Source organism: Paenibacillus sp. FSL F4-0125 (assembly GCF_038008565.1).
Taxonomy (GTDB): domain Bacteria; phylum Bacillota; class Bacilli; order Paenibacillales; family Paenibacillaceae; genus Paenibacillus_AQ.
In genome coordinates, this window is the sequence record NZ_JBBOZJ010000001.1 from 2607729 (window position 1) to 2632604 (window position 24876).

19 protein-coding genes are annotated in these 24876 nt (G+C 43.8%); 13 read left to right on the plus strand and 6 right to left on the minus strand.

Going from position 1 to position 24876, the window contains the following annotated elements:
* Positions 1–95: 95 nt before the first annotated feature.
* The gene (locus tag NST74_RS11125; protein ID WP_341112051.1) at positions 96–1190 is read left to right on the plus strand and encodes a glycosyltransferase family 2 protein; all 1095 of its coding nucleotides are present in this window, start codon (positions 96–98) and stop codon (positions 1188–1190) included.
* Positions 1191–1254: 64 nt separating this feature from the next.
* On the opposite strand, the gene NST74_RS11130 is transcribed toward NST74_RS11125, so the two are convergent.
* The gene (locus NST74_RS11130) at positions 1255–2865 is read right to left on the minus strand and encodes a response regulator transcription factor (protein WP_341112052.1); all 1611 of its coding nucleotides are present in this window, start codon (positions 2863–2865) and stop codon (positions 1255–1257) included.
* A gap of 18 nt (positions 2866–2883) precedes the next feature.
* Complete coding sequence (locus NST74_RS11135; RefSeq protein WP_341112054.1) at positions 2884–4626, minus strand: sensor histidine kinase; 1743 nt, start codon at positions 4624–4626, stop codon at positions 2884–2886.
* A 233-nt stretch (positions 4627–4859) separates the two neighbouring features.
* Between NST74_RS11135 and NST74_RS11140 the strand changes: the two genes are divergently transcribed.
* From NST74_RS11140 to NST74_RS11160, 5 genes are all read left to right on the plus strand, one after another.
* Positions 4860–6464, plus strand: coding sequence for an extracellular solute-binding protein (locus tag NST74_RS11140; protein WP_341112056.1), 1605 nt, complete (start codon positions 4860–4862; stop codon positions 6462–6464).
* 81 nt (positions 6465–6545) lie between these two features.
* The gene (locus tag NST74_RS11145) at positions 6546–7469 is read left to right on the plus strand and encodes an ABC transporter permease (RefSeq protein WP_341112057.1); all 924 of its coding nucleotides are present in this window, start codon (positions 6546–6548) and stop codon (positions 7467–7469) included.
* Between the two features lie 17 nt (positions 7470–7486).
* Positions 7487–8410 (plus strand): carbohydrate ABC transporter permease, encoded by a 924-nt coding sequence (locus NST74_RS11150; RefSeq protein ID WP_341112058.1) that lies wholly within the window; start codon positions 7487–7489, stop codon positions 8408–8410.
* 45 nt (positions 8411–8455) lie between these two features.
* Entirely contained in the window at positions 8456–10060 is a 1605-nt protein-coding gene (locus NST74_RS11155) for an extracellular solute-binding protein (protein WP_341112059.1), read from the plus strand.
* A 20-nt stretch (positions 10061–10080) separates the two neighbouring features.
* Positions 10081–12498, plus strand: a complete 2418-nt coding sequence (locus NST74_RS11160; RefSeq protein ID WP_341112060.1) for a glycoside hydrolase family 31 protein — start codon at positions 10081–10083, stop codon at positions 12496–12498.
* Between the two features lie 74 nt (positions 12499–12572).
* Here NST74_RS11160 and NST74_RS11165 read toward each other — a convergent pair whose 3' ends face one another.
* Positions 12573–13916 (minus strand): glycoside hydrolase family 30 protein, encoded by a 1344-nt coding sequence (locus NST74_RS11165; protein WP_341112061.1) that lies wholly within the window; start codon positions 13914–13916, stop codon positions 12573–12575.
* A gap of 134 nt (positions 13917–14050) precedes the next feature.
* Here NST74_RS11165 and NST74_RS11170 point away from each other — a divergent pair, with 134 nt between their 5' ends.
* Positions 14051–14845, plus strand: coding sequence for an AraC family transcriptional regulator (locus NST74_RS11170; RefSeq protein WP_341112062.1), 795 nt, complete (start codon positions 14051–14053; stop codon positions 14843–14845).
* A gap of 6 nt (positions 14846–14851) precedes the next feature.
* Here NST74_RS11170 and NST74_RS11175 read toward each other — a convergent pair whose 3' ends face one another.
* From NST74_RS11175 to NST74_RS11185, 3 genes are all read right to left on the minus strand, one after another.
* Positions 14852–15904, minus strand: coding sequence for a glycosyltransferase family 4 protein (locus NST74_RS11175; protein ID WP_341112063.1), 1053 nt, complete (start codon positions 15902–15904; stop codon positions 14852–14854).
* A 160-nt stretch (positions 15905–16064) separates the two neighbouring features.
* A complete protein-coding gene (locus NST74_RS11180; protein ID WP_341112065.1) occupies positions 16065–16850 on the minus strand; it encodes a sugar phosphate isomerase/epimerase family protein in 786 nt (261 codons plus the stop codon).
* A 110-nt stretch (positions 16851–16960) separates the two neighbouring features.
* Positions 16961–17869 (minus strand): alpha/beta fold hydrolase, encoded by a 909-nt coding sequence (locus NST74_RS11185; protein WP_341112066.1) that lies wholly within the window; start codon positions 17867–17869, stop codon positions 16961–16963.
* A gap of 377 nt (positions 17870–18246) precedes the next feature.
* Here NST74_RS11185 and NST74_RS11190 point away from each other — a divergent pair, with 377 nt between their 5' ends.
* The 6 genes from NST74_RS11190 to NST74_RS11215 all read left to right on the plus strand — a co-directional run bounded on the left by NST74_RS11190 (position 18247) and on the right by NST74_RS11215 (position 24867).
* A complete protein-coding gene (locus tag NST74_RS11190; RefSeq protein ID WP_341112068.1) occupies positions 18247–18750 on the plus strand; it encodes a GNAT family N-acetyltransferase in 504 nt (167 codons plus the stop codon).
* 222 nt (positions 18751–18972) lie between these two features.
* Positions 18973–21042, plus strand: coding sequence for a bifunctional aldolase/short-chain dehydrogenase (locus tag NST74_RS11195; protein ID WP_341112069.1), 2070 nt, complete (start codon positions 18973–18975; stop codon positions 21040–21042).
* 40 nt (positions 21043–21082) lie between these two features.
* Positions 21083–21841: a DeoR/GlpR family DNA-binding transcription regulator gene (locus NST74_RS11200; RefSeq protein WP_341112070.1), complete on the plus strand. Its 759-nt coding sequence runs from the start codon at positions 21083–21085 to the stop codon at positions 21839–21841.
* A 26-nt stretch (positions 21842–21867) separates the two neighbouring features.
* Positions 21868–22596, plus strand: coding sequence for a (Fe-S)-binding protein (locus NST74_RS11205; protein WP_341112071.1), 729 nt, complete (start codon positions 21868–21870; stop codon positions 22594–22596).
* Entirely contained in the window at positions 22593–24146 is a 1554-nt protein-coding gene (locus NST74_RS11210; protein ID WP_341112072.1) for a LutB/LldF family L-lactate oxidation iron-sulfur protein, read from the plus strand. The genes NST74_RS11205 and NST74_RS11210 overlap by 4 nt, the downstream gene beginning before the upstream one ends.
* Positions 24139–24867, plus strand: coding sequence for a LutC/YkgG family protein (locus tag NST74_RS11215; protein ID WP_341112073.1), 729 nt, complete (start codon positions 24139–24141; stop codon positions 24865–24867). The genes NST74_RS11210 and NST74_RS11215 overlap by 8 nt, the downstream gene beginning before the upstream one ends.
* Positions 24868–24876: the final 9 nt, after the last annotated feature.

Genomic DNA, 24876 nt, shown 5'->3' on the forward strand with positions numbered 1-24876 from the left:
TTCATTTTCCGCTGGGATAGAAAGGGAGTCCGTTTCATAAACCCTGCATATCAATATAGAAAGAGATTTTAAACAAAACGCTTAGGAGGGCGAGTATGGTCACGATTAGTTTATGTATGATTGTACGAAATGAAGAAAAAAGCTTGCATAGATGTTTATCTAGCGTTGCAAGTCTTGTAGATGAAGTTATTATCGTGGATACAGGCTCGACGGATAAGACAAAAGAGATCGCATTGTCCTTCGGAGCTGTTATTTATGATTTCGAATGGATCGATAACTTTAGTGCCGCGCGTAATTTTGCCTTCAGTAAAGCTACACAGGAATACATTTTGTGGTTGGATGCGGATGATTATATAAAGGAAGCGGATCAGATTCTGTTTAAGAAGCTGAAAGAGATTCTTCCAAAACATATCCATAGTGTAAACATGCAATATAATTTGGCTTTTGACGAGGCGGGAAATGTCACAGCCAGCTTGCGTCGGAACCGGCTTGTTCGCCGGAGCTGTAATTTTCAATGGATTGGCCCTGTACATGAATATCTAGAGGTAAGTGGTCCATCTTTCAGTAGTGATGTCTGTATTACCCACGAGAAGGATAAGGAATATACAGACCGTAATTTGCGGATTTACCAACGTAGAGTAGCAGAAGGTGAAATGTTCTCTCCGAGAGACCAATATTATTATGCAAATGAATTGCGGGATCATGCTTTGAATGAAGAGGCTTGCAAGTACTATGAGATGTTTTTGGCGGGTGGGCAGGGCTGGATAGAAGATAATTTTCAAGCTTGCTTAAGGCTTGCCGAATGCCGGGAAAGGTTAGGGGATAAAGAAGGTGCATTTGAAGCATTATGTAGAACCTTACAGTACGATAAGCCACGTTCAGAATTCTGCTGCCGACTTGGAGCCCTTCTTCTGGAAAAGGGGCAGTTACAGCCAGCGACATATTGGTATGAGCTTGCGATAAATCTGCCGCGAGATAATGATTCGATGGGTATGAAAAACGGGATTTTTTATACTTGGCTGCCGCATCTTCAATTAGCACTCTGTTATGATCGCCTCGGTCAACACGAGTTAGCAAATCGTCATAATGAAACGGCGCTGAGCTTTTATCCGTCTCATCCTAGCATGTTATATAACCGCAATTATTTTATGAATCTGCTTGGCGATAAATATGTTGCTTTTCAAGCTTAACGACGAAAACCACCAGTTGTCATGATTTTGACTCTGGGGGTTTTTGTCGTTAATACACCCTCTTTTAATATGCTGGATTGTATTGCTGTTCCTTTTTATAATCATTGGGAGGAAGACCGACCTCTTGTTTAAACAGCTTGGAGAAATAGGAGTAGTTGTTATAGCCAACCTTGTTCGCGACGGTATAAACTGACATATTTGTAGTTTCTAATAGATGTTTCGATGCTGCGATTCTGACTTGGATGATGTAGCTGCCTAATGAAATACCTGTTTCTCGTTTGAATATTCTTGCCAGATAATCAGGATTGAGGTAGACAACTTCGGCCAAATCATTTCGGGTCAGATCATCTCCATAATGCGAATGAATGTATGCTTTGATTTCTTCTGCGACAGATTTGGTCTGAGCAGCAAAGTCGCGATATTTCATGGCTGTTGTGACTAGATATTTAAGATATTCTTCCATATCCTCGATCGAGTTTAGAGAGTGCATGGATAATTTATCGTTAGTTTTGCCGGAGTATAATTTGTGCGACCGTATCCCTTTAAGGTTGAGAAATGAATAGACTAGCTGAACAATATCTAAGCGGAACAAGCTAAGGACAGAGGTCTCAAGTGTTCTATTGTTCAGCATAACCTTTAAATATTGCGTAACTTCCTCAAGAAACGTAGTGAATTGATTTTGGTTCAGCAGCTCTTCCAAATGGGCAAGATCCGGTGGCGTGTAGCCTGTTTTATTTTGATAGAGATAGGCTTCCACTAAAAAGGTCTGATTTCTGCATCTCGTAATTTCCTCATCCATGCGCAAGGATTGTTTCAGAACATTCCCTACATTATTCAGTTTATCGTATAGACCGATATTGCAGCAGACATCACATTTTAAATAAGGATTCGCCTTTTGAATAAAGGAAGAACATAATTCTTCAAGCAACGGAGTGTCCGGTGTCTGGTTCCATTTTAATAAGGCGATCCAATTATAATCTTTATATTCCAGAATGCTCTCGATAGTAAAGCAAGGACTCTGTAACAATTCGTATAATACGTTCAGCAGCGCAAAATCAAAAAGATCCTTCTCTTCTTTTCCCATACTGCCGTTGTAAGGAAATAAGTTGAAGATCAAAGGCTGCAGAGTGTCGCTCATTTGATAGGAGAGGTTCTGTTCTTCAATGGCATGGGTGATGTCCGCTAATTTAATCGGAAATGATGTGCTTCCACTAACCAGCTTACGCCAAAAATGCTCGAGAATCTTCGCCTGGTTTTTTTGCCAAAAGTAACCGCCTTGAATGGCTTTTTCATTTCTTTGCTGCTCCTTTGCCTGTGTGACCGCCTTGTGGATAATCAGCATCAGCTTATCAAATTCGATGGGCTTCAGAAAATATTCAAAGCTTTGCAATTCGATCGCTTTCTGCGCGTAGTTGAAATCTGCATAATTGGTAAGAAGTATAGTCTGAATGCTATAATTCCCTTCGCGAATCCAGGCCAGTAATTCCAGTCCGCTACCCTGCGGCATTTCAATATCCGAAATCAGAATTTGAATAGAATGCTTTTCTATTATTTCACGTGCCTGTGCGACATTATTTGCTGTATAGACCGTATCAATGTGTAACGATTCCCAGTCTATTCTCTTTTGCAATGCGGCAATAACATAAAAGTCATCATCAACAAGCAGTATATTCATAGTTAGCTCTCCATTCCTTTAGATTTTTTTAGGAAGCTCCGGAAGAGATAAAATTACACTAGCGCCGCCGCTCTCCAAATTGGAAAAGGTGATGGTTGCTCTTTTTAAATAAAGGTATTCAAGTCTTTTAAGCGTATTCATAATGCCGATCTGCGTACCTTTGCTTTGATCCAAGGGCTCTCCAAGATTAAGCTTCTCTAACACTTGCGGTGGAAAACCGGGACCGGTGTCGGTGAGTTGTATAACAAGCATGTCTTCCTCTTCAATCCGTAATCGTCGGACTGTAAGCCTAATTTCTACTTCATATTCTCGTGAAATCGCATATTTAATAGAATTTTCGATGAAGGTTTGCAGCACTAATGGCGGAATTTCCACACAGCTTGCTTGATCCTCTTGCTCGATATTGTAAATAAATGCATCCTGATAACGTTGCTTTTGAATCTCTAGATAGGTTCGGACATGCTCGATTTCATCCTCCAGCCGGACAAAATTTTCGCCGTTTTGAAAAATATAACGAAAGTATTTGGACGTAGACAACGTCATATTCTCAATTTCTTTATACATTTCAATTTGGGCCATGCTATAGATGCTTGTCAGGCAATTCAAGAAAAAGTGGGGCTTGATCTGTAGCTTCATATAATCCAGTTGTATGCGCTGCTTCTCCAGCTCCTGCTCGTACATAGCGATTTTGAAGGTTTTGATTTGTTCAACTAAGTCTTTAAACTGTGTGTTTGCCTGTTCCAGTTCTATAATCTCACTGCTCTTAAAATCTGCGGGCTGCCCTGCCTCATTAATGAAAGCAAGGTTCTCAGAGAAGCTTTGAATCGGGCCCAGTACTCTTTTCTTGAAAAACAGCAGAACGATGCATAAAGTGGAAGTCACAATGAAGAAGAGCAGCATTATAAGCAGCTGAGCAATCATGATTTTTTCGAATATGCCATATTTAATGACCATTTTGGTGCTGAAATTAGTGTCCGAGAAGGCGCTGTTGATTGTTGTACGCGATTGCAAAAGATTAGAGAACCCCCCATCTTCCGTTACCAGCTTGCCGCTGTTCGATATGGGACTTGATAAAGGCTGTTCATTCTCATCCACTAGAGAAACATAACCATTGGCACCCAGATTAATTTGGCGTAGAGGGCGGATCAGGTTATCAGCGGAGATCAACCCAATTAAATACCGATTGTAATAGGGAACGATATTTATTACATAATAGTGGTTGTTTACAAGAATAGGTGTCCATTTGGAGTAAAACTTCTCATACATCTCCTTATCATTAATATAAGAAATAATCTTCGTTTTGAGCATCCTGTAATCCGTATAGGTTACGCTGATCGGCGCACAGTTTAAAAAAAAGTTCTCATTTTTCAAATAATAGAAGAAGTTGTACTCATGTCCGTAGTTTTTTTGCAGCTCGGTAAAGCGCTTATGCAGATTATCATTTGCCTTTAAGAACTCGATGCTGTTGACCCCGTAAGTATTCATCGCAAGCAAGCTCTCATCGTTTCCAAGCGTCCAGCCCATATAGTGATTAATGTAGGCAAAATCATGATTAATACGATTGATGTAGAGTGCCGCTGTATCCTGCAAATTTCGAGTGGACTGCTGATTAACAATGGAAATGGAAGCTATGCTGATCGCTAAATCCAGAATAAGGACTGTGAATGAAACCAACATCATGACTTTAATATAATGACGAATGGGGTAGGTTTTGTGTTCCGCTGTTTTTTTGGTCATAGAATCATTATAAAACCTCTGCATGAAAAAAACATAAGAACTGGCCGGTAATTTACCGCAAAGTCCGGAAAGCACATACAGAAGTCGGAATACTGTTATGAAATCTCTTTAAGCGAAGAGTTTTGATTTTGTGTTTTTTGTAAGCGGATTCAAAGGTCTGGATAACCGTCTTAAAGGGTCCGGAATACGAAAAAATAAGACGTTATGATTAAGCTATTCAGATGAACTTTGATTAATTGAAATGGGGGATTAAGAGGATGAGTCAACACAGTAAGAAAAAGACGGCAAAGAAATGGACGGTGGGTCTGCTGGCGGCGGCTATGGTATTTGGTATTGCTGGCTGCGGCGGAAAAGACGGGAATAATGCTGCGACTAGTGAGACGAGCAGTTACAACAAAGAAGGTCTGCCAATTGTTAATGAGCCTGTAACACTTAAGGTACTGACAGTACGTTGGGGAAGCATGGGCGACACGTTTACGCAGAACCAATGGTTGAAGGATCTAGAAAAAAATACAAATGTCAAAATCGAATGGCAAGTGATGTCCTCTAATGACTGGGCCGAACAGAAGTCCATTCTGCTGGCTAGCGGTACACTCCCGGATATTATTCTAGGAAATCAAACCTTCGGAGATTCCGATATCGTTAATAATCTAAGTTTTTTCCGTCCTTTAGATGATTATATTGAGAAGAATATGCCAAATCTTAAAGCAGCAATGGAAGAAACGCCAGAGTTGAAAAAAATCAGCACATTTCCTGACGGAAAAATCTACTCACTGCCAACAAGACTTCCATCGCGTCCAAAAAGCTCACGTCAGCCTGTAATTAACAAGACCTGGTTGGACAAATTGGGCTTGAAGGTGCCTGAGACGATTGACGAGCTCTATAACGTGCTAAAAGCTTTCAAAGAACAAGATCCGAACGGAAATGGAAAACAAGATGAGATTCCATTTATTGAAATCGGTAATGACTTGATCAGTCCCTTCGGAATTGCCGACTTGAATAACAACAATATGATCATCAAGGACGGAAAAGCGATCTATTTCCCTGTTTCGGAGGAGTTCAAAGAAGGTCTTAAATGGGAAAATAAATTGTATACGGAAGGATTGTTAGATAAAGAGGTATTCACTCAGGATGATACGATGAGATCGGCGAAGTTCCAAAATCCGGATGCTCCAATCGTAGGCTTTACGTATCAGTGGACCCCGGACGCTGTGTTTGGTAAATGGAGCGATCAATATGTGACAATTCCACCGATTGCCGGACCGGATGGTAAGCGTTATACAATCGGTAATCCGATTGGGATGAGTCTTAATCGTAATGAACTGCTGATTACTACTTCTAGTAAGTATCCAGAGGTTGCTGCACGTTGGGCAGATCAGTTCTACACGAACGAAGCGAGCATTCAGAACTTTTGGGGCGCGATTGGAACTGTAATTAAGAAGAATGATGACAGCACCTATACATTGATGGATCCACCAGCTGGAACCAGCGCAGATGCCTGGTACTGGGATCAGTCTCTTCGAGATTTCGGACCGAAATATGTAAGCCCGTCCTTTGAACAGAAAATCGTTCTTAATCCTGAAAGTGGAGATGGACTGAAGCTGCAGCTGGATAAGCTGGGTAGTGAATATGTTACAGAGCCTTTCCCTAACGTTATGTACACCTCCGACGAGTTCGAGGAGCTGCCAACCTTGACCACGGATATCGACGGTTATGTGAATACAATGCGCGCTCAATTTATTAGCAAAGGCGGAATTGACGAAGGCTGGGATGATTATGTCAAACAGCTTAATAAAATGGGGCTTGAAAAATTAGTCAAGATTCGCACAGATGCTTACAGTCGTTATATGAGTGTGAAATAACCTATTCGTCTTTCGAAAAAGGTGCTGCCCTACATAAATTTGTGGGGTAGCATTCTCTATTTTTAATAAGGAGGGGATGTTATGAAATCTGATCCAATTCATTTGAGTCGGAAACTCGGACAAATCAAACAAAACTGGGGTCTTTATCTATTGCTTTTTCCAGCTATAGTTCTGACGTTATTATTCGCGTATAAACCCATGTACGGGGTACTAATTGCCTTCAAGGATTATAGCCCAGCCTTGGGTATAGGCGGCAGCCCGTGGGCCGGATTCAAATACTTCGAGAAGTTCTTTAATTCCTATCAATTTTCTGCCACGATCAAAAATACGCTAATCATCAGTGTGTACAGTCTGATTACGTTTCCGATTCCGATTATACTTGCGCTGATGGTTAACCAGATGAGACCAAACCGTTTTAGACGGTTTTTTCTGACGGTATCCTATATGCCACATTTTATCTCAACCGTAGTTATGGTGGGCTTAATGATGATTCTCTTCTCACCTAGCACCGGACTACTGGGCAATGTATATAGTCTTTTTGGAAAAGAAGCTCCTGATCTAATGGGCTCTGCCGGATTATTCAGCAGTGTGTACGTCTGGTCGGATGTGTGGCAGCATGTCGGCTGGGACAGCATTATCTTTATCGCTGCTCTCTCTGCAGTTGATCCTAGTTTGTACGAGGCTGCAACCGTAGACGGCGCAAGTCGGATGCATAAAATTCGTTACATCGATATTCCGATGCTGATGCCAACAGCGATAACTTTGCTTATCCTGAGGGTCGGGGGACTGCTTGGGGTTGGATTTGAAAAAGTGTATCTAATGCAAAATGACTTAAACATCACCTCAAGTGAAATTCTCTCTACTTATGTCTACAAAATTGGTCTGCTCAGCAGCCAGTATAGCTTTTCGTCAGCGATCAACCTTTTCAACACGGTCATTAATTTTATTTTATTAATCATGGTCAATCAGATTTCTAAAAAATTAAGCGAAAATAGCTTGTGGTAGAAGGGAGGAGCATTGAAATGGGCGTATTAGAGACAGCGACTAAAGGAAATGTAGGAAAAATAAAGAAGAATCGCTCTTCGGATACTATAATGGAAATTGTGATGTATGTAATCTCGGCAATTTTTCTAATCATCCTGATCTATCCGTTGTATTTTATCGTTATTGCTTCGTTCAGTGATCCTTCCGCTGTGGCAGGCGGGCAGGTTTGGTTATTTCCTAAAGGCTTCACCTTCGATGGTTATAAAGAGCTGCTGCGTCATGAAAATATTTGGATCGGCTACTGGAATACCATCCTGTACACGGTGGTTGGGACTGCAATCGGCTTAGTAGTAAATATCTCAGCAGCCTATGCTTTGTCGAGAAAGGACCTTGTGGGGCGGAAATATATTTCGCTGTTTTTCATCTTTACCATGTTCTTTAACGGTGGGTTGATTCCTACTTTTTTAACGGTTCGTGATTTCCATCTCTATGATACTTTCTTAGTTATGGTACTGCCTTTTGCAGTTGGAGTCTTTAATATCATAGTGGCACGAACTTTTTTCCAGACTAGTATTCCGGGCGATTTATGGGAAGCAGCACAGATTGATGGTTGTGGCAATCTCCGATATTTTTCACAGATAGTTCTACCGTTGTCGAAGGCTATTATTGCAGTGTTAGGTTTATGGATTGCTGTAGGTTATTGGAATTCATATTTTAATGCCTTGATTTATTTGAAAAATCCTAATATGTATCCGCTGCAGCTGATCCTGCGAAATATTCTGATTACCAATCAGATGCAGTCTGGTATGGGGACCGGAGAAGCCGCACAAATCGCGTTACGGCTCGCCAATATGATGCGGTATTCGGTGATTATCGTGGCAACTGTTCCAATTATGTGTGTATACCCATTTGTGCAAAAATACTTTAATCAAGGGGTAATGATCGGCGCAGTGAAGGAATAAGTTCTTCTACTTTTCTACTAACATTTGTGAGGGAGCAAGACCGTAATGAAAAAGAAACCCAAAAACAGTATCAATAGAACAATCACCGTCATTCTTCTAGTGACAACGTTGCTTGCTGGCCTTACAGCCTGTAAAGGGGATAAAGGGGTAAACTCTGTTGAATCTGATCCGGGTCAATTTCATAAAGAAGGTTTGCCAATCGTGGATAAGCCCATGACACTGAAGGTTCTAACGGTTCGGTGGGGAAGCATGGGAGATAACTTTATCCAGAATCAATGGCTGAGGGATTTGGAAAAAAATACGAATGTCAAAATCGAATGGCAGGTGATGTCTGCTAATGATTGGAGTGAGCGTAAGTCCATTATGCTGGCAAGCGGTACACTTCCAGATATCATTTTAGGGAGTGAGACCTTCGGAGATTCGGATATCGTCAATAATTTAAGCTTATTCAGGCCGCTTGATGACTATATCGAAAGCTATATGCCTAACCTCAAAGCAGCCATGCTGGAAGAGCCTGAATTGAAAAAAATCAGTACTTTTCCTGACGGGAAAATCTACTCTTTGCCTGCAAGATTACCTTTACGTCCTAAAAGCTCGCGCCAACCCGTGATTAACAAAACTTGGCTGGATAAATTGGGATTGAAGGTTCCCGATACGATAGATGAGTTATACAACGTGCTAAAAGCATTTAAAGAACGCGACCCTAATGGGAATGGAAGGCTGGATGAGATACCAGTTATCGAAGTAAGTAATGATCTCATCAGTCCCTTCGGAATCACGGATCTGAACAATAACTTTATGGTCGTCCAGGATGGAAATGCGGTATATTACCCTGTTTCAGAGGCGTACAAAGAAGGGCTCAAATGGGAGCATAAATTATTTATCGAAGGTTTGCTTGATAAAGAGTTATTCACGCAAGATGAAACGATGAGATCAGCCAAGTTTCTTAATCCGGATGCTCCTATCGTAGGATTCTCGTATCAGTGGACGCCGGATGCCGTGTTTGGCAAATGGAGTGATCAATATATCACGATTCCTCCGATTGCAGGACCGGATGGTAAGCGCTACACCATAGGAAATCCGTATGGAATGAATCTGGAGCGTAACGAGCTGCTAATTTCTACTTCTTGCAAATATCCAGAGATTGCTGCCCGCTGGGCTGACCAGTTCTATATCAATGAAGCAAGTATTCAAAATTTCTGGGGAGCTATAGACACCGTTATTAAGAAAAATATTAACGGTTCTTATACATTGATGGACCCACCGATGGGTACCAGTGCTGATGCCTGGTATTGGGATCAATCACTCCGGGATTTCGGGCCGAAATATGTCAGTCCAGTGTTTGAAAAATTCATCTTTCTAAACCCAAAAACCGGTGATGGACTGAAGCTGCAGCTCGATAAGCTGGGAAGTGATTATACAACACCGCCTTTCCCTGATGTAATGTACACCGCTGAAGAGTTTCAGCTCCTGCCGACTTTGACAACGGACATCGATAGTTACGTCAATACAATGCGTGCTCAGTTTATAATTACAGGTAATATTGACGAGGGCTGGGCTGATTATGTAAGACAGCTGCGGGGAATGGGACTGGATAAGCTGGTTAAAATTCGTACCGATGCTTACAGTCGTTATGTGAATGTAGAATAGAAAGAAGAGAGGGTCACCCGATGGAACATACGATGAAAGAGCCAAATCCTTTGGCGATCTCATTTAAGCTGCAAGCTGAACCATGCGGTAGAGCTGACGCGATCATTCAAGGGGAGCGCTATCGATTCACTGTACTAACTTCGGAGCTTATCCGGATGGAATACAGTGAGGAGGGGTATTTTGAAGATCGGGCGTCGCAGACCGTTGTGAATCGCAATTTTCCTGTTCCGGAATTTCGCGTAATTGATCTGGGAAATAAGCTTGAATTGATAACGGATCGTCTGCATTTAACCTATGATAAGAAGCCCTTCTCCCGGCATGGCCTCAGCATTCGAATAAGAAACGAAGCGGGTCACCTAATGAGTGTCTGGAATTACGGTGATCCAGTGCAAGACTTGAGAGGGACGGCACGTACATTGGATAATGCCGATGGTGCTATTCCACTTGAGCACGGACTTCTCTCGCGTTCCGGGTTTACGTTAGTGGATGACAGCAGCTCTCTTATCCTTGAAGAGGATGGACGGGTTGAACTGCGGTTGCAAGAAGCCCTCGACTTTTATTTTTTTGGTTATGGTCATGATTATTTGAAGTGCTTAAAGGATTTCTATCATCTTTGCGGTCGTACCCCTCTACTACCACGTTATGCTCTTGGCAACTGGTGGAGCCGATATTATCCATATTCAGAAGTAGAATATAAAGCTCTAGTGGAACGGTTTGAAAGTGAGCAAATCCCTTTTTCCGTCGCAGTTATGGATATGGATTGGCATCTTGTCCATATTGATCCACAGTACGGCAGCGGCTGGACGGGCTATACATGGAACAGAGATCTGTTCCCAGACCCGCAGAGGTTTTTATCATGGCTACATGAAAGAGGACTTCGTGTGACGCTCAACGTACATCCAGCTGATGGCGTAAGGGCGTTTGAAGATCCTTATCTGGCTATTGCTGCGGAGTTGGGCTTGGACCCGGAAAAAGGTGATGCTGTGGAATTTGATATCACGGATCCGAAATTTTTACGGGCATACTTTAAGTTTCTGCATCATCCGCTTGAGGATGAAGGTGTGGATTTCTGGTGGATTGATTGGCAGCAGGGGGGAGTGACTAAAGTACCGGGACTAGATCCGCTCTGGATGCTGAACCATTATCACTATCTAGACAGCGGTCGGCGAGGGAACAGGAAGCTTACTTTCTCCCGTTATGCAGGTCTTGGCAGCCATCGTTATCCTGTAGGATTCTCTGGCGATACCATTGTCACTTGGGAATCTCTTGATTTTCAGCCTTACTTCACAGCTAACGCCGCAAACGTCGGTTATGGTTGGTGGAGCCATGATATCGGGGGCCACATGAATGGCTACTTAGACGATGAATTGGCGATACGCTGGGTGCAATTCGGTGTGTTTTCGCCTATTCTGCGGTTACATAGCTCTGCAAGTGCCTTCAACAGTAAAGAGCCATGGCGGTTCAATAAGATTGCCGCGGACGTAATGAAGGATTACCTGCGCTTGCGGCACAGTTTACTTCCCTATTTGTACACAATGAATCGTTATGCCAGCCGCGATAGTCTTCCGCTAGTCCGGCCCATGTATTATCATCATGCGCAGCGGAATGAAGCCTATGAAGTGCCAAATGAATATTTCTTTGGTACTGAAATCATTGTGTGTCCGATTACTCAGCCGGTCAACTCTAAGGTAGGCGTTGCCGAATTTAAGGCTTGGCTGCCTAAAGGAATCTGGATAGATTTCTTTAACGGAAGAGTGTATGACGGTGGAAGAAAACTTTCACTCTATCGTAATCTGGAGAATATTCCTGTATTAGCAAAAGCGGGTGCTATCGTTCCTATGGCGGATCTGACGGAATATACCTCATTAGTGGATAATCCGAGATCTATGGAGGTACGTGTGTTTGCTGGAGGCAGTGGTCATTTTCATCTCTGGGAGGATGAGGGCGATACTGCAGAGGATCGGGATGAGCAATGGTGCGACACGGAAATGATTATGGAGATAGGCGAAAAAGCCAGCTTCAAGATACTCCCTGCTAAGGGAAACACAGAAGTTGTGCCTGAACGACGGTCATGGAAGCTATCCTTTGTCGGCTTTGCGGATACCAAGGTCCAAGTACTCGCTTGCGGCACAGAAATCACAGCAGAAATGGGATACAACGAAGCTACGCATACACTAACGGTTATGATCTCGGATCTAGCGGTTGGCCAATCACTGGAGGTAATGTTCGCAGATGCTAGGATAGCTGTGAATTCAGTTGATGAAGAGGTGTTCAACCTACTGAATCGTGCGCAAATTCTTTTTCAAATGAAAGAACATATTTACCGTGTAATCAAAGAGTCATCAACACCGACGGCAGCATTAAGCGCTCTTACCTCAATGGATCTTGAACATTCGTTGTATGGAGCGTTATGCGAAATACTGACGGCCAGGTTATAACCAATTGTTGTCTCTTAATTAAATTAAGGAGGTTCTCTCTATGCGTTTCGCATAAAGAGAACCTCCTTATCTTTTTACTTTATTAGCAGTGTCTGAATGGCATGAGCCGGAATTATGTTCTCAGCTAAGCTGTCATGGAAGCGAAGCGTGAACGGAAGCTCTTGTTCCGTGCGGTTCATAACGATAACAGCAATAGTACCATCAGGATTACGGAAAGCTGTAGTTTCAAGCTTATCAGTATATTTGGAATGTCCAATGCGTTTAGCACCTGGACGAATATATTTACTGAAATGCCCGATGTAATAGAAGGAGCTCTCAAAAGTAATTTCATCGTTTTTTGTATCCCCGATAATTGGAGCATCGCAGTAGTTACCTACATGGTTAGGTCCGCCTTGCTCGTCCAAAATAATATTCCAGTCGGTCCAGCTCGACATCCAGTTGTTCAGATTACCTATGATATCATGGCCGTAACGTTCACCGGTGTTCCACGAGCCGAGATGAACGCCACCTTCTTGGCAGCCCTCGCTGAAGAACAGCTTTTTATCTGGAAAACGATCATGTACGGCTGATAGGGCTTCGAAGTGATCGCCGGAGTACCAGTGGAAGCAAATTCCCCAAATGTACTTGGAAGCCTCTTGATCTTCAAAAGCAACCTTGGCACGATCATAGACGCGTTCCTTGTTATGATCCCAGATCATAACCTTTACATGAGCCAAGCCGGCTTGTTCCAAGGCTGGTCCTAAGTAATCCCGAACAAAATCCTTCTCTTCTTCGGCGGTATAAAGGCAGGAGTCCCATATTTGAACAGCTTTTGCTTCGTTCTGAACACTAACGGCCCAAATATCAATGCCTTCAGCAGCGTAAGCTTGAATATATTTAACGAACATGTTGGCCCAAGCCTCACGGTATTCAGGCTTAAGAGCTCCGCCTCCGTTCATTTGCCCGTTTGTCTTCATGAATGCTGGAGGACTCCAAGGAGAAGAGAACAGACGGAAATCTTCACCGACAGCTGCTGCAGCATTTTTAATTAGAGGGATAATTGAGTCTTGATCTCTGGAAATATCGAACGAACGCAGCTCAGCATCGCCTTCTTCTACATAAGCATAGTTGCCCAGTGAGAAGTCACAGCTTTGGATATGCGAGCGGCATAAGGTATATCCAATGCCATGCTCAGGATCAAAATAAGCTTTGATGATTTCATTCTGTTTAGCTTCACTTAATTTAGCAATGGTAACAGCAGATGCCTCTGTAAGTGCACCGCCAAAACCTTCAATTTCCTGATACTCCAGATCATCATAGATATTGATGAGCTCTGATTCGACGCCTGACGTATCCGGCAGGAAGATCAGAGGGTCTTTTTCTGTTAAACGGTCGGTAGTTTCTTTTGCTGTTTGAATGACGCGAACGATTTTACTCATAAGGGTTGGTAACCTCCTGTACATATAAATTCTGTCTTTATTATAGAAGGAGATTAACCGTTCTTTGAAGAAACAATATGGCTAAGAACCTCAACAATCTGGTCATCGACTACTAAGAGTAGAGGAGTAATGCTATGGAAACTAATAGTGTCCAAATAAGTCTTTGTGGCTTTATCCGCCATATTCAGCCTTTTAGGCAATTATATCGCAGTGGGCTTGATACCTATATCATCAGGCTGCAAGCAGAAGGGGAATGTGAAGTTCTCATCGATGGAGACATGGTAACCGTGGTGCCTGGTGATCTGTTATTATTTAAGCCCCAGGATATATATGATCTGAGAATCGGTGAAAAGAAAAGCCCTCTAGGACATAGTGTGGACTATTTTGTAATGTGTACAGGAGAATGGGTGGATCACTGGTGGAACCTGCGCGAAAGGCCGAAGAAAGTTAGAATTGCGGATGATGGCAAGCTGCAAAGTATATGGCAACAGCTTGATTTGGAGCATAGAAGACTTGATGGAGGCAGTCCAGAAATTCTTGAAGCGTTATTTAAGGCTTTATGTTTGCTGCTGGATCGGGCGATTGAAGAGGCGCCTGCTTCATCATCGGCCTCGCTTCTACACGGACTCAAAATGAAGAGTTATGTGGAGGAGCATGCTACATCAGAGATCAGGCTAAAGGACGTAGCTGCTCATGCCGGAATTAGTATAACGAGGGCCGTGCATTTATTCAAAATTCAATTTGGCTATTCTATTATGCAATATGCAGGGAAAATTCGGCTTGCTATGGCACTGCGGTTAATGGACAACACTAATTACACTTTAGAGCGAATCGCAGAGGAGACCGGGTTCGGAAGCTACACCTATTTCCACAGGGTATTTCGGGAACGTTATGGGGTGTCGCCGGGCATCTATCGAAAGAGAGAGTAGTATACTCTACGTTTGAGTTAGTCTTTTTTTAAACAAGAAATCTCTAATCGCTTGTTCAAATAATCGCACACTATTTGCCCATGTCCATTTGTGTGAGGATCTTTCGCCCTGTGCAGCTAATTTAGTTCTTAAGTTTGGGTCTCGGATTAAGCGGATGACATCTTCACCAAGCCGATTCTCATACCGATAGGAGAGCAGACAGTTCTTCTCGTGATTTGCGTATTCCATATTTCCACCTGAATAAACACAGACGAGTGCTGCGCCACACCGCATGGCTTCAAGCCCCGGCAAAGAACCTGTATCAAAAATACTAGAACTAACAAAGATATCTGCACCGTTGTAATGGTAACAGAGCTCCTCATCATTCGCTGGGGTGAAGAATCGATATTTTCCGGTGGCTTTTAACTTTTGTAAAGCTTCTGAGCTGTTGAACTCGTCGGGTGGACTAATAAAGTTAATATTCACATAGGGGTATTGTTCTTTTACATCATCGAGCTGCTCTATAAGATAATCTTGCTCCCGGTGCCAAGAGAAGCCTGGTTCTGTTTTTCTTAATATTGCTGTTATATTTAAAGGCTCCTGAAGACTGTGGCGGATTTTCATATTCTTAAAAGAGGAGCTGATACCAACGGGTACAATGTTTCCTGTGATCCCATGATTTAAACGAATCAACTCCTGCTGCCAATGCGATAAAACAATCAGATACTCTGTGACATGATATGAAGGAAACGATAGCGAACTATCCGGTAAAAATGGGGGTTCATAACATAATGATAATCTTACATGAATTCCTTTTCCTTGGTTGCTCGCTGCTTGGGAAGTAGGAACTGTTGTATGAAAATTAGAAACAATCACATCACCTGAGGGATAGTCTTGTTCCTGAAGATCCATATATGCGGAGCGGATTATGGTGGAACGGATATCATAGGAAACAACGCCATCCACAGGCATGAGGATAGTGACCTGATGCCCCATAGCTGTCAGTCCATTGGTGAGCTCTACCAGCATGCGTTGGGCTCCGCCGTGAGATAAGGTCAGAATAGGGAATGTGAGTCTCATTGATAATCCAGTCCCTTCCAAGTTAGGGCTATAATCGTTAAACGCTGTGATTCAATCGTTATGTTTCTTATTGTATTCAACTCGCATAGAAAGGTACCATTTATCTAGTTTAATATTAAAGTAGGGTGAGGGGTGCTTATGAGTGAAATTATTATTAGCATTATTGTTCCATAGAAGCAAGCTTCTTTAGTAAAGCAACGGTATCATTAATCTCTAGATCTTTGATATCTTCTAATGATACGTCGATCATCGGTTTGAATTCTTGGAGTTTGTTCAGGAAAGCTTCGGTATGAAACTGCCCTCCACCAGCCTTTCCGTGGTAAATTGTCCCTCCATTTGGATAGATGTCTTTTAAGTGTGCCAAAATAATTCGGTCCCCGAACAACCTAAAGGAGTCATCGACAATTTGATCCTGAATATCTACTGCGTCACCAATAAAATTGCATGGGTCAAAGACAACACCAATATTGCTTGAGGGGACTTCATCTAGGATGCGGCGCATCTTGTCTGGTGTAGAAAGTGTATGCGTGCAGACTCCCTCCAATCCCAGAAACACCCCCCATTTTTCAGCTTCTTCCGCAAGCTCTTGTACAGTGGCTCTTAATATGTCCCAGCCGATAGCTTCGTAATGGAGCGGATCTTGTGCTTGAAAAGTAGTCAGAGCGCCTGTCTCCGTAGCCACCATAGGTGCTCCGAAATGGCGGGCATATCGAAGATGTTCCTTAAATCGATTGATCTCCGCTCTTCGTATAACAGGGTCCGGATGAATAGGATGGATGTAACTGCCTAACACGCCGATACGTATACCTGCTCTGTCAAAATGTTCGCCAATATAGTTTGCGAGGCCTGGACTTAATTTACCTGTGGAGGTATCGATATCCTGAATAGCTTTGGATAAAGCCAGTTGAACAAAATCGATATCATAATTCTGAAGCGTTGCAGTCAACGATTTGAGGGGTAAACAACCAAATGTATGCGCTAATGTTCCGTATCTGATGGTAATCATCTCCTTATCTAGGATGGGTATGTGTAATTACAAACATAATAGTAGCGCTTTCATCTGGATGCAAGTGATTTATCCTTATCGTCTGTCAGGAAATTGATGATCTCAGTGTTTACTCTATCCGGTTGCTCGTGATTAATCCCGTGTCCCGCATGGGGGATGACTTGGTAATGGAACTTTCCATCTTTTAAAATACCTATGAAGTCCTTCGATTGCTTTAACGCGTGCTCACCGATTAAAAAATAGAGCTTGTCTCTGATTGCAACCGCGGCGTTCTTATCGTATGGATGAAGCTTATGCACAAACATAGCTTGCTGATTATGAGTCCGCATTAAAAGGATCAGATGAGCCGCCAATGCTGGATGGTTATCAAATAAAGGGGAGTTAGGTGCGCTTAACTTCTTTAGAACTTTTAGTAAATTATGATCTGTTGGAATTAGAATCTCCGGGAACATCATCATTAAGGTTTGGATCATGGCTTTGATCGGTGCGGTGACCATTCCGCCCTCCAAACAAACGACACGCTTTACTTTGTCCGGTTGCTTAGTTGCATAATTAAAAGCAATATAGGCGCCGTTGGACACTCCCGCGATATGAAAGACGTCTATACTCAAATGCGCCGCTATTTCATTAATCCATTCTATTTGCTCAAACTTCTGTTTGTTAAAATGCTCGTTAGGGATGCTTTTTCCGGGTCCGCCCAAAGTATCAACTGAGATGCAATAAAAATGCTTCGATAGTTCCTCGATGTTTAAGATCCACATGACCGCCGAATTATCACCCACGCCATGGAACAGTAGTAAGGGGGGATTATTCTTTTGTCCAGCAAGGATACAATGCGTCAGTCCATATGTGGTTGGAACATCAATCTCCTCAAGTGGAGTGGGCCACTGCTCAACTAGCTGCTGATAGGAGTGCCACACTCGTTCTTGCGCTTTTACATTCTTGAAGCTATTTACCATCACAAACCTCCTTATCCAAAATAAAACATCTGTATCTTATGCCAATAAGTATACTATGAGTGTTCGCAAGGCGGAGAGAGAAATAGAAACATTAGTGTGAAAAAGAGGGTGGGAGCAGATAAGTGTACTATGTGCAACTAAAAAGCTACTTTACTCCCACTAATGTGATATAGGTGTACTTTGAGCAACTATATCTCTGGAAATCAGCCGATTCAGCTTGATTGGGGGATTTTAGTTGCACAAAGTACACTTAACGATAGACAGGCGTACTGAAGGTGATATTAGTTGTAGAAAGTGCAATTAGGTAATGCGGAGGGCTCTTTTTTGCGATAGAATTTTTTGATACGGTAAGCAATTTTTATGTTCTAGGGGGGATTATGATGTTAATTGAGCTAAAGGAAGCCAGTTTGTCAGATGGACGCGATATTTTTGAAATGATTATGGAGATAGGCCCTGGGGAGAATGGATTCGTTAACAATGGGTTTGATTTGGCTTACAGTGAATTTCCTGATTTCATCAGAGATCGGATCGCACTATCAAGAGGCGATAATCTCCAACCAAACTATGTCCCGCAAACCAACTATTGGTTATTGATTGACTCTTATCCTGTTGGTGTTGGAAAGCTAAGACATTCTTTAAATGATCAATTAAGAAAATCAGGTGGACACATCGGATATAGCATCAGGCCTAGTGAGCGAGGAAAGGGGTATGGCAAAGTTTTTTTGGCAGAGTTGTTAAAAAAAGCTGCGGATCTGGGGATTGATAAGGTCATGCTGACCTGTGAGCCGAGCAATGTATCTTCGAGAAAGGTCATTGAAGCGAACAGAGGAATACTTAGCCGTATTGAGGATGGAAAATGTAACTACTGGATTAGTCTATGAGTCGGTGTGCTGAATAGTGGAGGTGAAGGAGTTGCTAATTGGCAACTCTTTTTTTGTTTTTGCAATGTAATTTCACTTCATCCAAGGAGGATTCGTCTAAATTGTGAAATAAATTTTAAATTTTGTTGAAAACGCTCTATTCAAACATAAACAAATAGACTAAAATCAAAACAAAGAAAAATAAACAAAAAAATAAACATTCAAAAATGGAGGTATTCACAAATGGTACAAAGTTTATGGGATTCAGCACGGGAAAAAGACATCCAAGGAGGTCTGGATTCACTAGTCTATCGCTCCAATCTGTTGGGTGAAGATCGCAGAGTTTGTAATTTTGGGGGCGGGAATACCTCCAGTAAGACGATAGAATTGGATTTTCGCGGGCGTGAAGTAGAAGTGATGTGGGTGAAGGGGAGCGGCTCGGACCTTGCTACAATGAAAGCAGGCAATTTTACTGGGTTACGTCTTCAGGATATTGCCCCTTTGTTTGATCGGGAGGAAATGCCTGATGAGGAAATGGTGGCTTATCTCGCGAATTGCATGATTGATCCTAAACATCCGCGTGCTTCGATTGAGACACTGCTTCATGCTTTTTTACCATTTAAACATGTAGATCATACGCATCCAGATGCGATTATCAGCTTGTGTTGTGCGCATAACGGTAAAGATATTGCGCGAGAAATTTATGGGGACCGCTTCGTGTGGGTGCCTTACATCCGTCCAGGGTTCACTTTATCTAAAATGATTGCTGAAGGAGTACTTGCTAATCCACAAGCAGAGCTGGTATTGATGGAGAAGCATGGACTGGTAACTTGGGGAGATACACCGGAAGCTTGTTATGCCAAGACGATCTCTATCATTAATGAAGCGGAGCATTACATCGAAGATCGAATGGAAGATGAGAACTTGTTCGGAGGCCGCAAATCGGAAGCACTTTCGGAAGAAGCACGGCGGGCTGTAGCAGCAGCTGTAATGCCACTGATCAGAGGCGCAGTTAGTGATGAGCGTAAAATGATACTGACCCTCGATGATGCAGAGGATGTTCTGCGTTTTGTAGGTGGAGTTAACTCGGAGAAATTATCCAGTGTAGGTGCGGCTTGCCCAGATCATTTGGTTCATACTAAAATGCTGCCACTTTTTGTGGCTTGGGAGCCAAATGCCAGTGACATTGATGGTCTGAAGGCTAAGCTGAACGAAGCGATTACCGCTTATAAAGAGCAGTACAAAGCTTACTTCGACCGCAATAAACATGAGGGAGATGTAATGTTCGAAGCCGCGCCGCGTGTGATTCTGATTCCCGGAGTGGGAATGATCAATACAGGCAAAAGCTGGAGCAACTCCAAGATCAGCGGAGCCTTGTATCACCGGGCAATTGCAGTTATGCGCGGAGCTACCGCACTGGGAGATTTCGTCTCTCTTAGTGAGAATGAATCGTACAACGTGGAATATTGGCCTTTGGAATTATATAAATTATCACTTGCACCAGCAGAAGCAGAATTCTCGCGTAAGGTTGCATTCATTACAGGTGGGGCAGGAGGAATCGGAAGCGAAACCGCTCGCCGTCTAGTGTCCGAAGGGGCGCATGTTGTGCTGGCTGACCTCAATCTAGAGGGTGCACAGAAAATTGCTGCGGAGATTAACGGTAAATACGGTGAGAATCGTGCGTTCGCTGTTAAAATGGATGTAACGCAGGAGGAGCAGGTTACCGCAGCTTATGCGGATACAGCCCTTTTCTATGGAGGGGTTGATATTATTGTGAACAACGCCGGGCTTGCGACCTCCAGTCCTTTTGACGAGACTTCATTAAAAGAGTGGAATTTGAACATTTCCGTATTAGGAACAGGTTATTTCCTCGTTGCACGCGAAGCCTTTAAGGTGATGAAGGAGCAAAAAATCGGTGGTAGTATGGTATTTATCGGCTCCAAGAACTCCATATTTGCTGGAAAAAGCGTATCGGCTTACAGCTCTGCCAAAGCGCTCGAAGCACATTTAGCTCGCTGTATTGCAGCTGAAGGCGGAGAATTCGGCATTCGCGCCAATACCATTTTGCCGGATGCCATTCTACAAGGCTCTGCCATTTGGAATTCGAACTGGCGGAATGAACGCGCGGCTGCTTACGGCATTGAGCCGGATCAACTAGAGGAGCATTATCGTAAACGCACAACACTGCTGGTAAATATTTATCCACGTGATATTGCTGAGGGCGTTGCCTTTTTCGCTTCATCCAAGTCAGAGAAGACTACGGGCTGCATGCTGACGATTGACGGTGGCGTGCCGGCAGCTTTTACTAGATAACAGGAAGATAGAATATAGATAGGGATAACGGAGGGAAGCCATGCTAATTGCAGATAGATATGAAAGAATCGTAGAACTAGTGAATGAACGCGGCAGCATTCGTGTCTCGGAACTAAGTACCTTATGCCAAGTGACGGAGGAGACCATCCGGCGGGATCTTGATCGCTTGGAAAAGGTGGGGAGGCTGCTACGCTCTCACGGGGGTGCAGTCAGTCTGCGTGATCGTCAGCCAGAGACACCATATGCCGAACGTGAAATTATGAATGCAGCGGAGAAGCAGCGGATTGCCCGTGAGGCTGTGTTAATGATAAAGCCAGGAGATCGAATTTTGCTGGATGCCAGTACGACTGCATGGTATATGGCCTCTCTTTTGCCGGATATGCCACTGACTGTACTGACGAACTCTATCAGAGTAGCTGCGGAGTTAAGTGGGAAAGAACGTATAGATGTGATCTCAACAGGGGGGCAGCTGAGCCGCAGATCGATGTCCTTTGTTGGACATTTAGCGGAGCGTTCGCTTGAGTTGTATCACGTGGATAAGATGTTTTTTTCCTGCAAAGGATTTCATCTCGAACGCGGCGCCAGTGAATCGAATGAGCTGCAAGCGATGGTGAAGCGAAAGATGATTGCAATAGCGGAGCAGGTAATCCTACTGTGCGATTCTAGTAAGTTTGGAATTCAAGCGTTTACTCATGTTGCCACGACTAGTGAACTGGATGTTGTGATTACGGATTACAGCCCCGAAACAGAACAGGTAAAGCAGCTACAGGAGCTGAACATCGCAATCACAACCGTGTAGAAAATAGTGTTGCAGGAGGTGAAGATATGAAGGTGTCGATGTTTATTACTTGCATCAGTGATGCTGTGTATCCAAAGGTCGGAGAAGCGATGGCACGTCTGCTTGCTAGATATGGCGTACAGCTGGAATTTCCTGAAGTGCAGACCTGCTGCGGACAGCCAGCGTATAATAGCGGCTATTGGAATGAGGCACGTCAAGCTGCGCTTACGATTTTGCAGGCCTTCGAAGACAGTGATTTTGTCATTGCTCCTTCCGGTTCTTGCACCGGGATGCTTCATCATTACCCGAAACTGTTCCAGGATGATCCGATTAATTTAGCCAAGGCACAGAATTTACAGCTTAAATCCTATGAATTCAGCCAGTTTATGGTGCAAGTGCTTGGCGTAACGGATTTAGGGGCAGTGTTTCCGCATAAAGTTACCTATCATCCTTCCTGTCATGGTACCCGAATTCTAGGAATTCGTGATGAACCAATGCAGCTTATGCAGAATGTGAAGGCGATGGAGCTAGTACCACTACCTTTTGCTGAGGACTGCTGTGGGTTTGGCGGAACCTTTGCCGTAAAAATGTCTCATATCTCCGGGGCGATGGTTGCCGAGAAGTCTGATCATGTGCTGGAGTCAGAAGCAGAGGTCTTAACGGGTCTGGATATGGGCTGCCTCATGAATATTGCTGGGAATTTGCGTTATCGTCATAAGCCTGTCCGAGTCATGCATTTAGCAGAGCTACTGTATGAAGGGGTGATTGGACAATGAGCCAGAATGCCGCTCAGACCAAATCGGAATCGAATCATGTGAAGCCAGCTTCGGTAAAAGAGCGTGCCGACTTGGCGTTGAATAATGATTTTTTGCGTAAGGCGGTCCGCTTCACCACGGAAAGGCTACGTGACGGGAAACAGAAAGCGGCGAACGACCATGGACACTGGGAGGAATGGCGCGAACGTGGGCGGCAAATTCGCCTGCATACGATCGCTCATCTCGATTATTATTTGAATCTATTTGCGGACAATGCAAGAGCGAACGGCACGCATATTCATTTTGCGGCAACAGGTGAAGAGGCAGTGAAGATTGCATTAGAGATTGCGCAGCGGAAACAAGCGGCTTCCGTGGTCAAATCCAAATCGATGGTGACTGAGGAGCTGCATTTGAATTCGGCGCTTGAGTCCATTGACGTGGAGACGATTGAGACAGATCTTGGCGAATATATTATCCAGCTTGCCGGAGAAACTCCGTCTCATATCATTATCCCAGCCATCCATAAGAACCGCTATCAGATTGCTGAGCTGTTGTCCAAGGAGGCAGGGGAGGAGCTTTTGCCTGAGACTACAATCCTTGCAGGATTTGTACGGCGCAAGCTACGGGAGAAATTCCTAGAAGCGGATATTGGGATGACGGGATGCAATTTTGCGATTGCAGAAACAGGTTCCATGGTGCTGTTCGAGAATGAGGGCAATGCTCGCATGGTCACCACCTTGCCGAAGACGCAAATCACTTTGATGGGGATGGAGCGGATTATTCCTTCTTGGAGCGACCTTGAGGTGATGGCTACGTTACTGCCTCGTTCAGCAACTGGCCAGAAGCTAACAGTGTATATGTCCGGTATTTCAGGACCTCGTAGAAAGGATGATGGGGACGGGCCGGAAGAGCAGCATATTATTATCCTTGATAATGGTCGATCTGAGCAGCTTGGCGATCCAGAATTTCAGGAGCTACTGAACTGTATCCGCTGTGGAGCTTGTCTGAATGCCTGCCCTGTCTATCGTCATATTGGCGGTCATGCCTATGGTGGAACTTATAGCGGACCGATCGGAGCGGTGTTGACCCCGGCGCTGAACAAAAATGTAGAGCAGTGGGATGATATCGCAGGTGCATCGAGTCTGTGCGGCGCGTGTTATGAAGCTTGTCCAGTCAAAATCCCACTGCATGATATGCTTATCTATTTACGGCGACGTAAGGTAGAGAGAGGATATGGAGACAAAGCGGAAGGCCTCGGTATGAAAGGTTTTGGTGCGATTATGGCGAAGTCACAGCGATTTAGTAGTGTGATTAAAGTAGGCAGAATCGGACAAAAGCTGCTTGTGAGAGACGGCGGAATTCCATCAAAGCTTGGGCCGCTGAAAGGCTGGAATAACTACCGGATCGCTCCGAAGCTGGCGGATGAATCCTTCCGTGAGAGCTGGAAAGGGCTGCAGAAGGAGTTAGACAAGAACAGTCGAGAGATGGACCCAGCCATTCAGAAGCGAATGGAAGATTTATTAGCGAGGCGGAAGCGGGAAGAGCTGGAAGGAGGAGTCGGGCATGACTGAGGAAACGCACAATGAATGGCTGGAGCGTATGGCAAATGAATCACGTGAGAAGCAGCAGGCATTCATGAATGATATCGCTCGTCGTTTGAAGCGTCCAAGAACGACTATGGCTCCTGTACATCCTTTCCGCGGTGCTCCAGATTATTGGCAAGAATTCCAGTGGAGTCCAGAAGAACGCATCGATCAATTTACTGCGAATTTTCAAAGTGCAGGTGGACATGTGTTTCGCATGGCAACGATGGATGAAGCTAAAGCATTTATTGTCAATAAAGCGAGTGATATGCTTGCCCGTTATATTCTTCGGCAAAATGTAGCTGAGCTTGCGGTACTTCATCTAGAAGAAGAACTTGTAGATACGCAGGTATCTGTCTGGAATACGGATATGCAAGAAGCATGGAAAGCTAGGGCAGCGGAAGCCGATATTGGGATTGTGATCGCGGATTATGCAGTTGCTTATACAGGCTCTATTACAGTGTTATCTTCTGCGGATAAAGGGCGCTCTGTCAGTCTTTTGCCAACCGCATTAATTGCTATCATTCCACTTGAACGGCTGAAGACTCGTCTGGGTGAGGTGCTTATTGATTTTGATGAAGCGGGACAATCGGGTCTCCCCGCAGGTATTCACTTTATCTCTGGACCGAGTCGTTCAGCGGATATTGAGAATGATCTGACGATAGGTGTGCATGGCCCAGGAATCGTATTCGCCTTGCTGGTAGGCTGATGAGGAGAT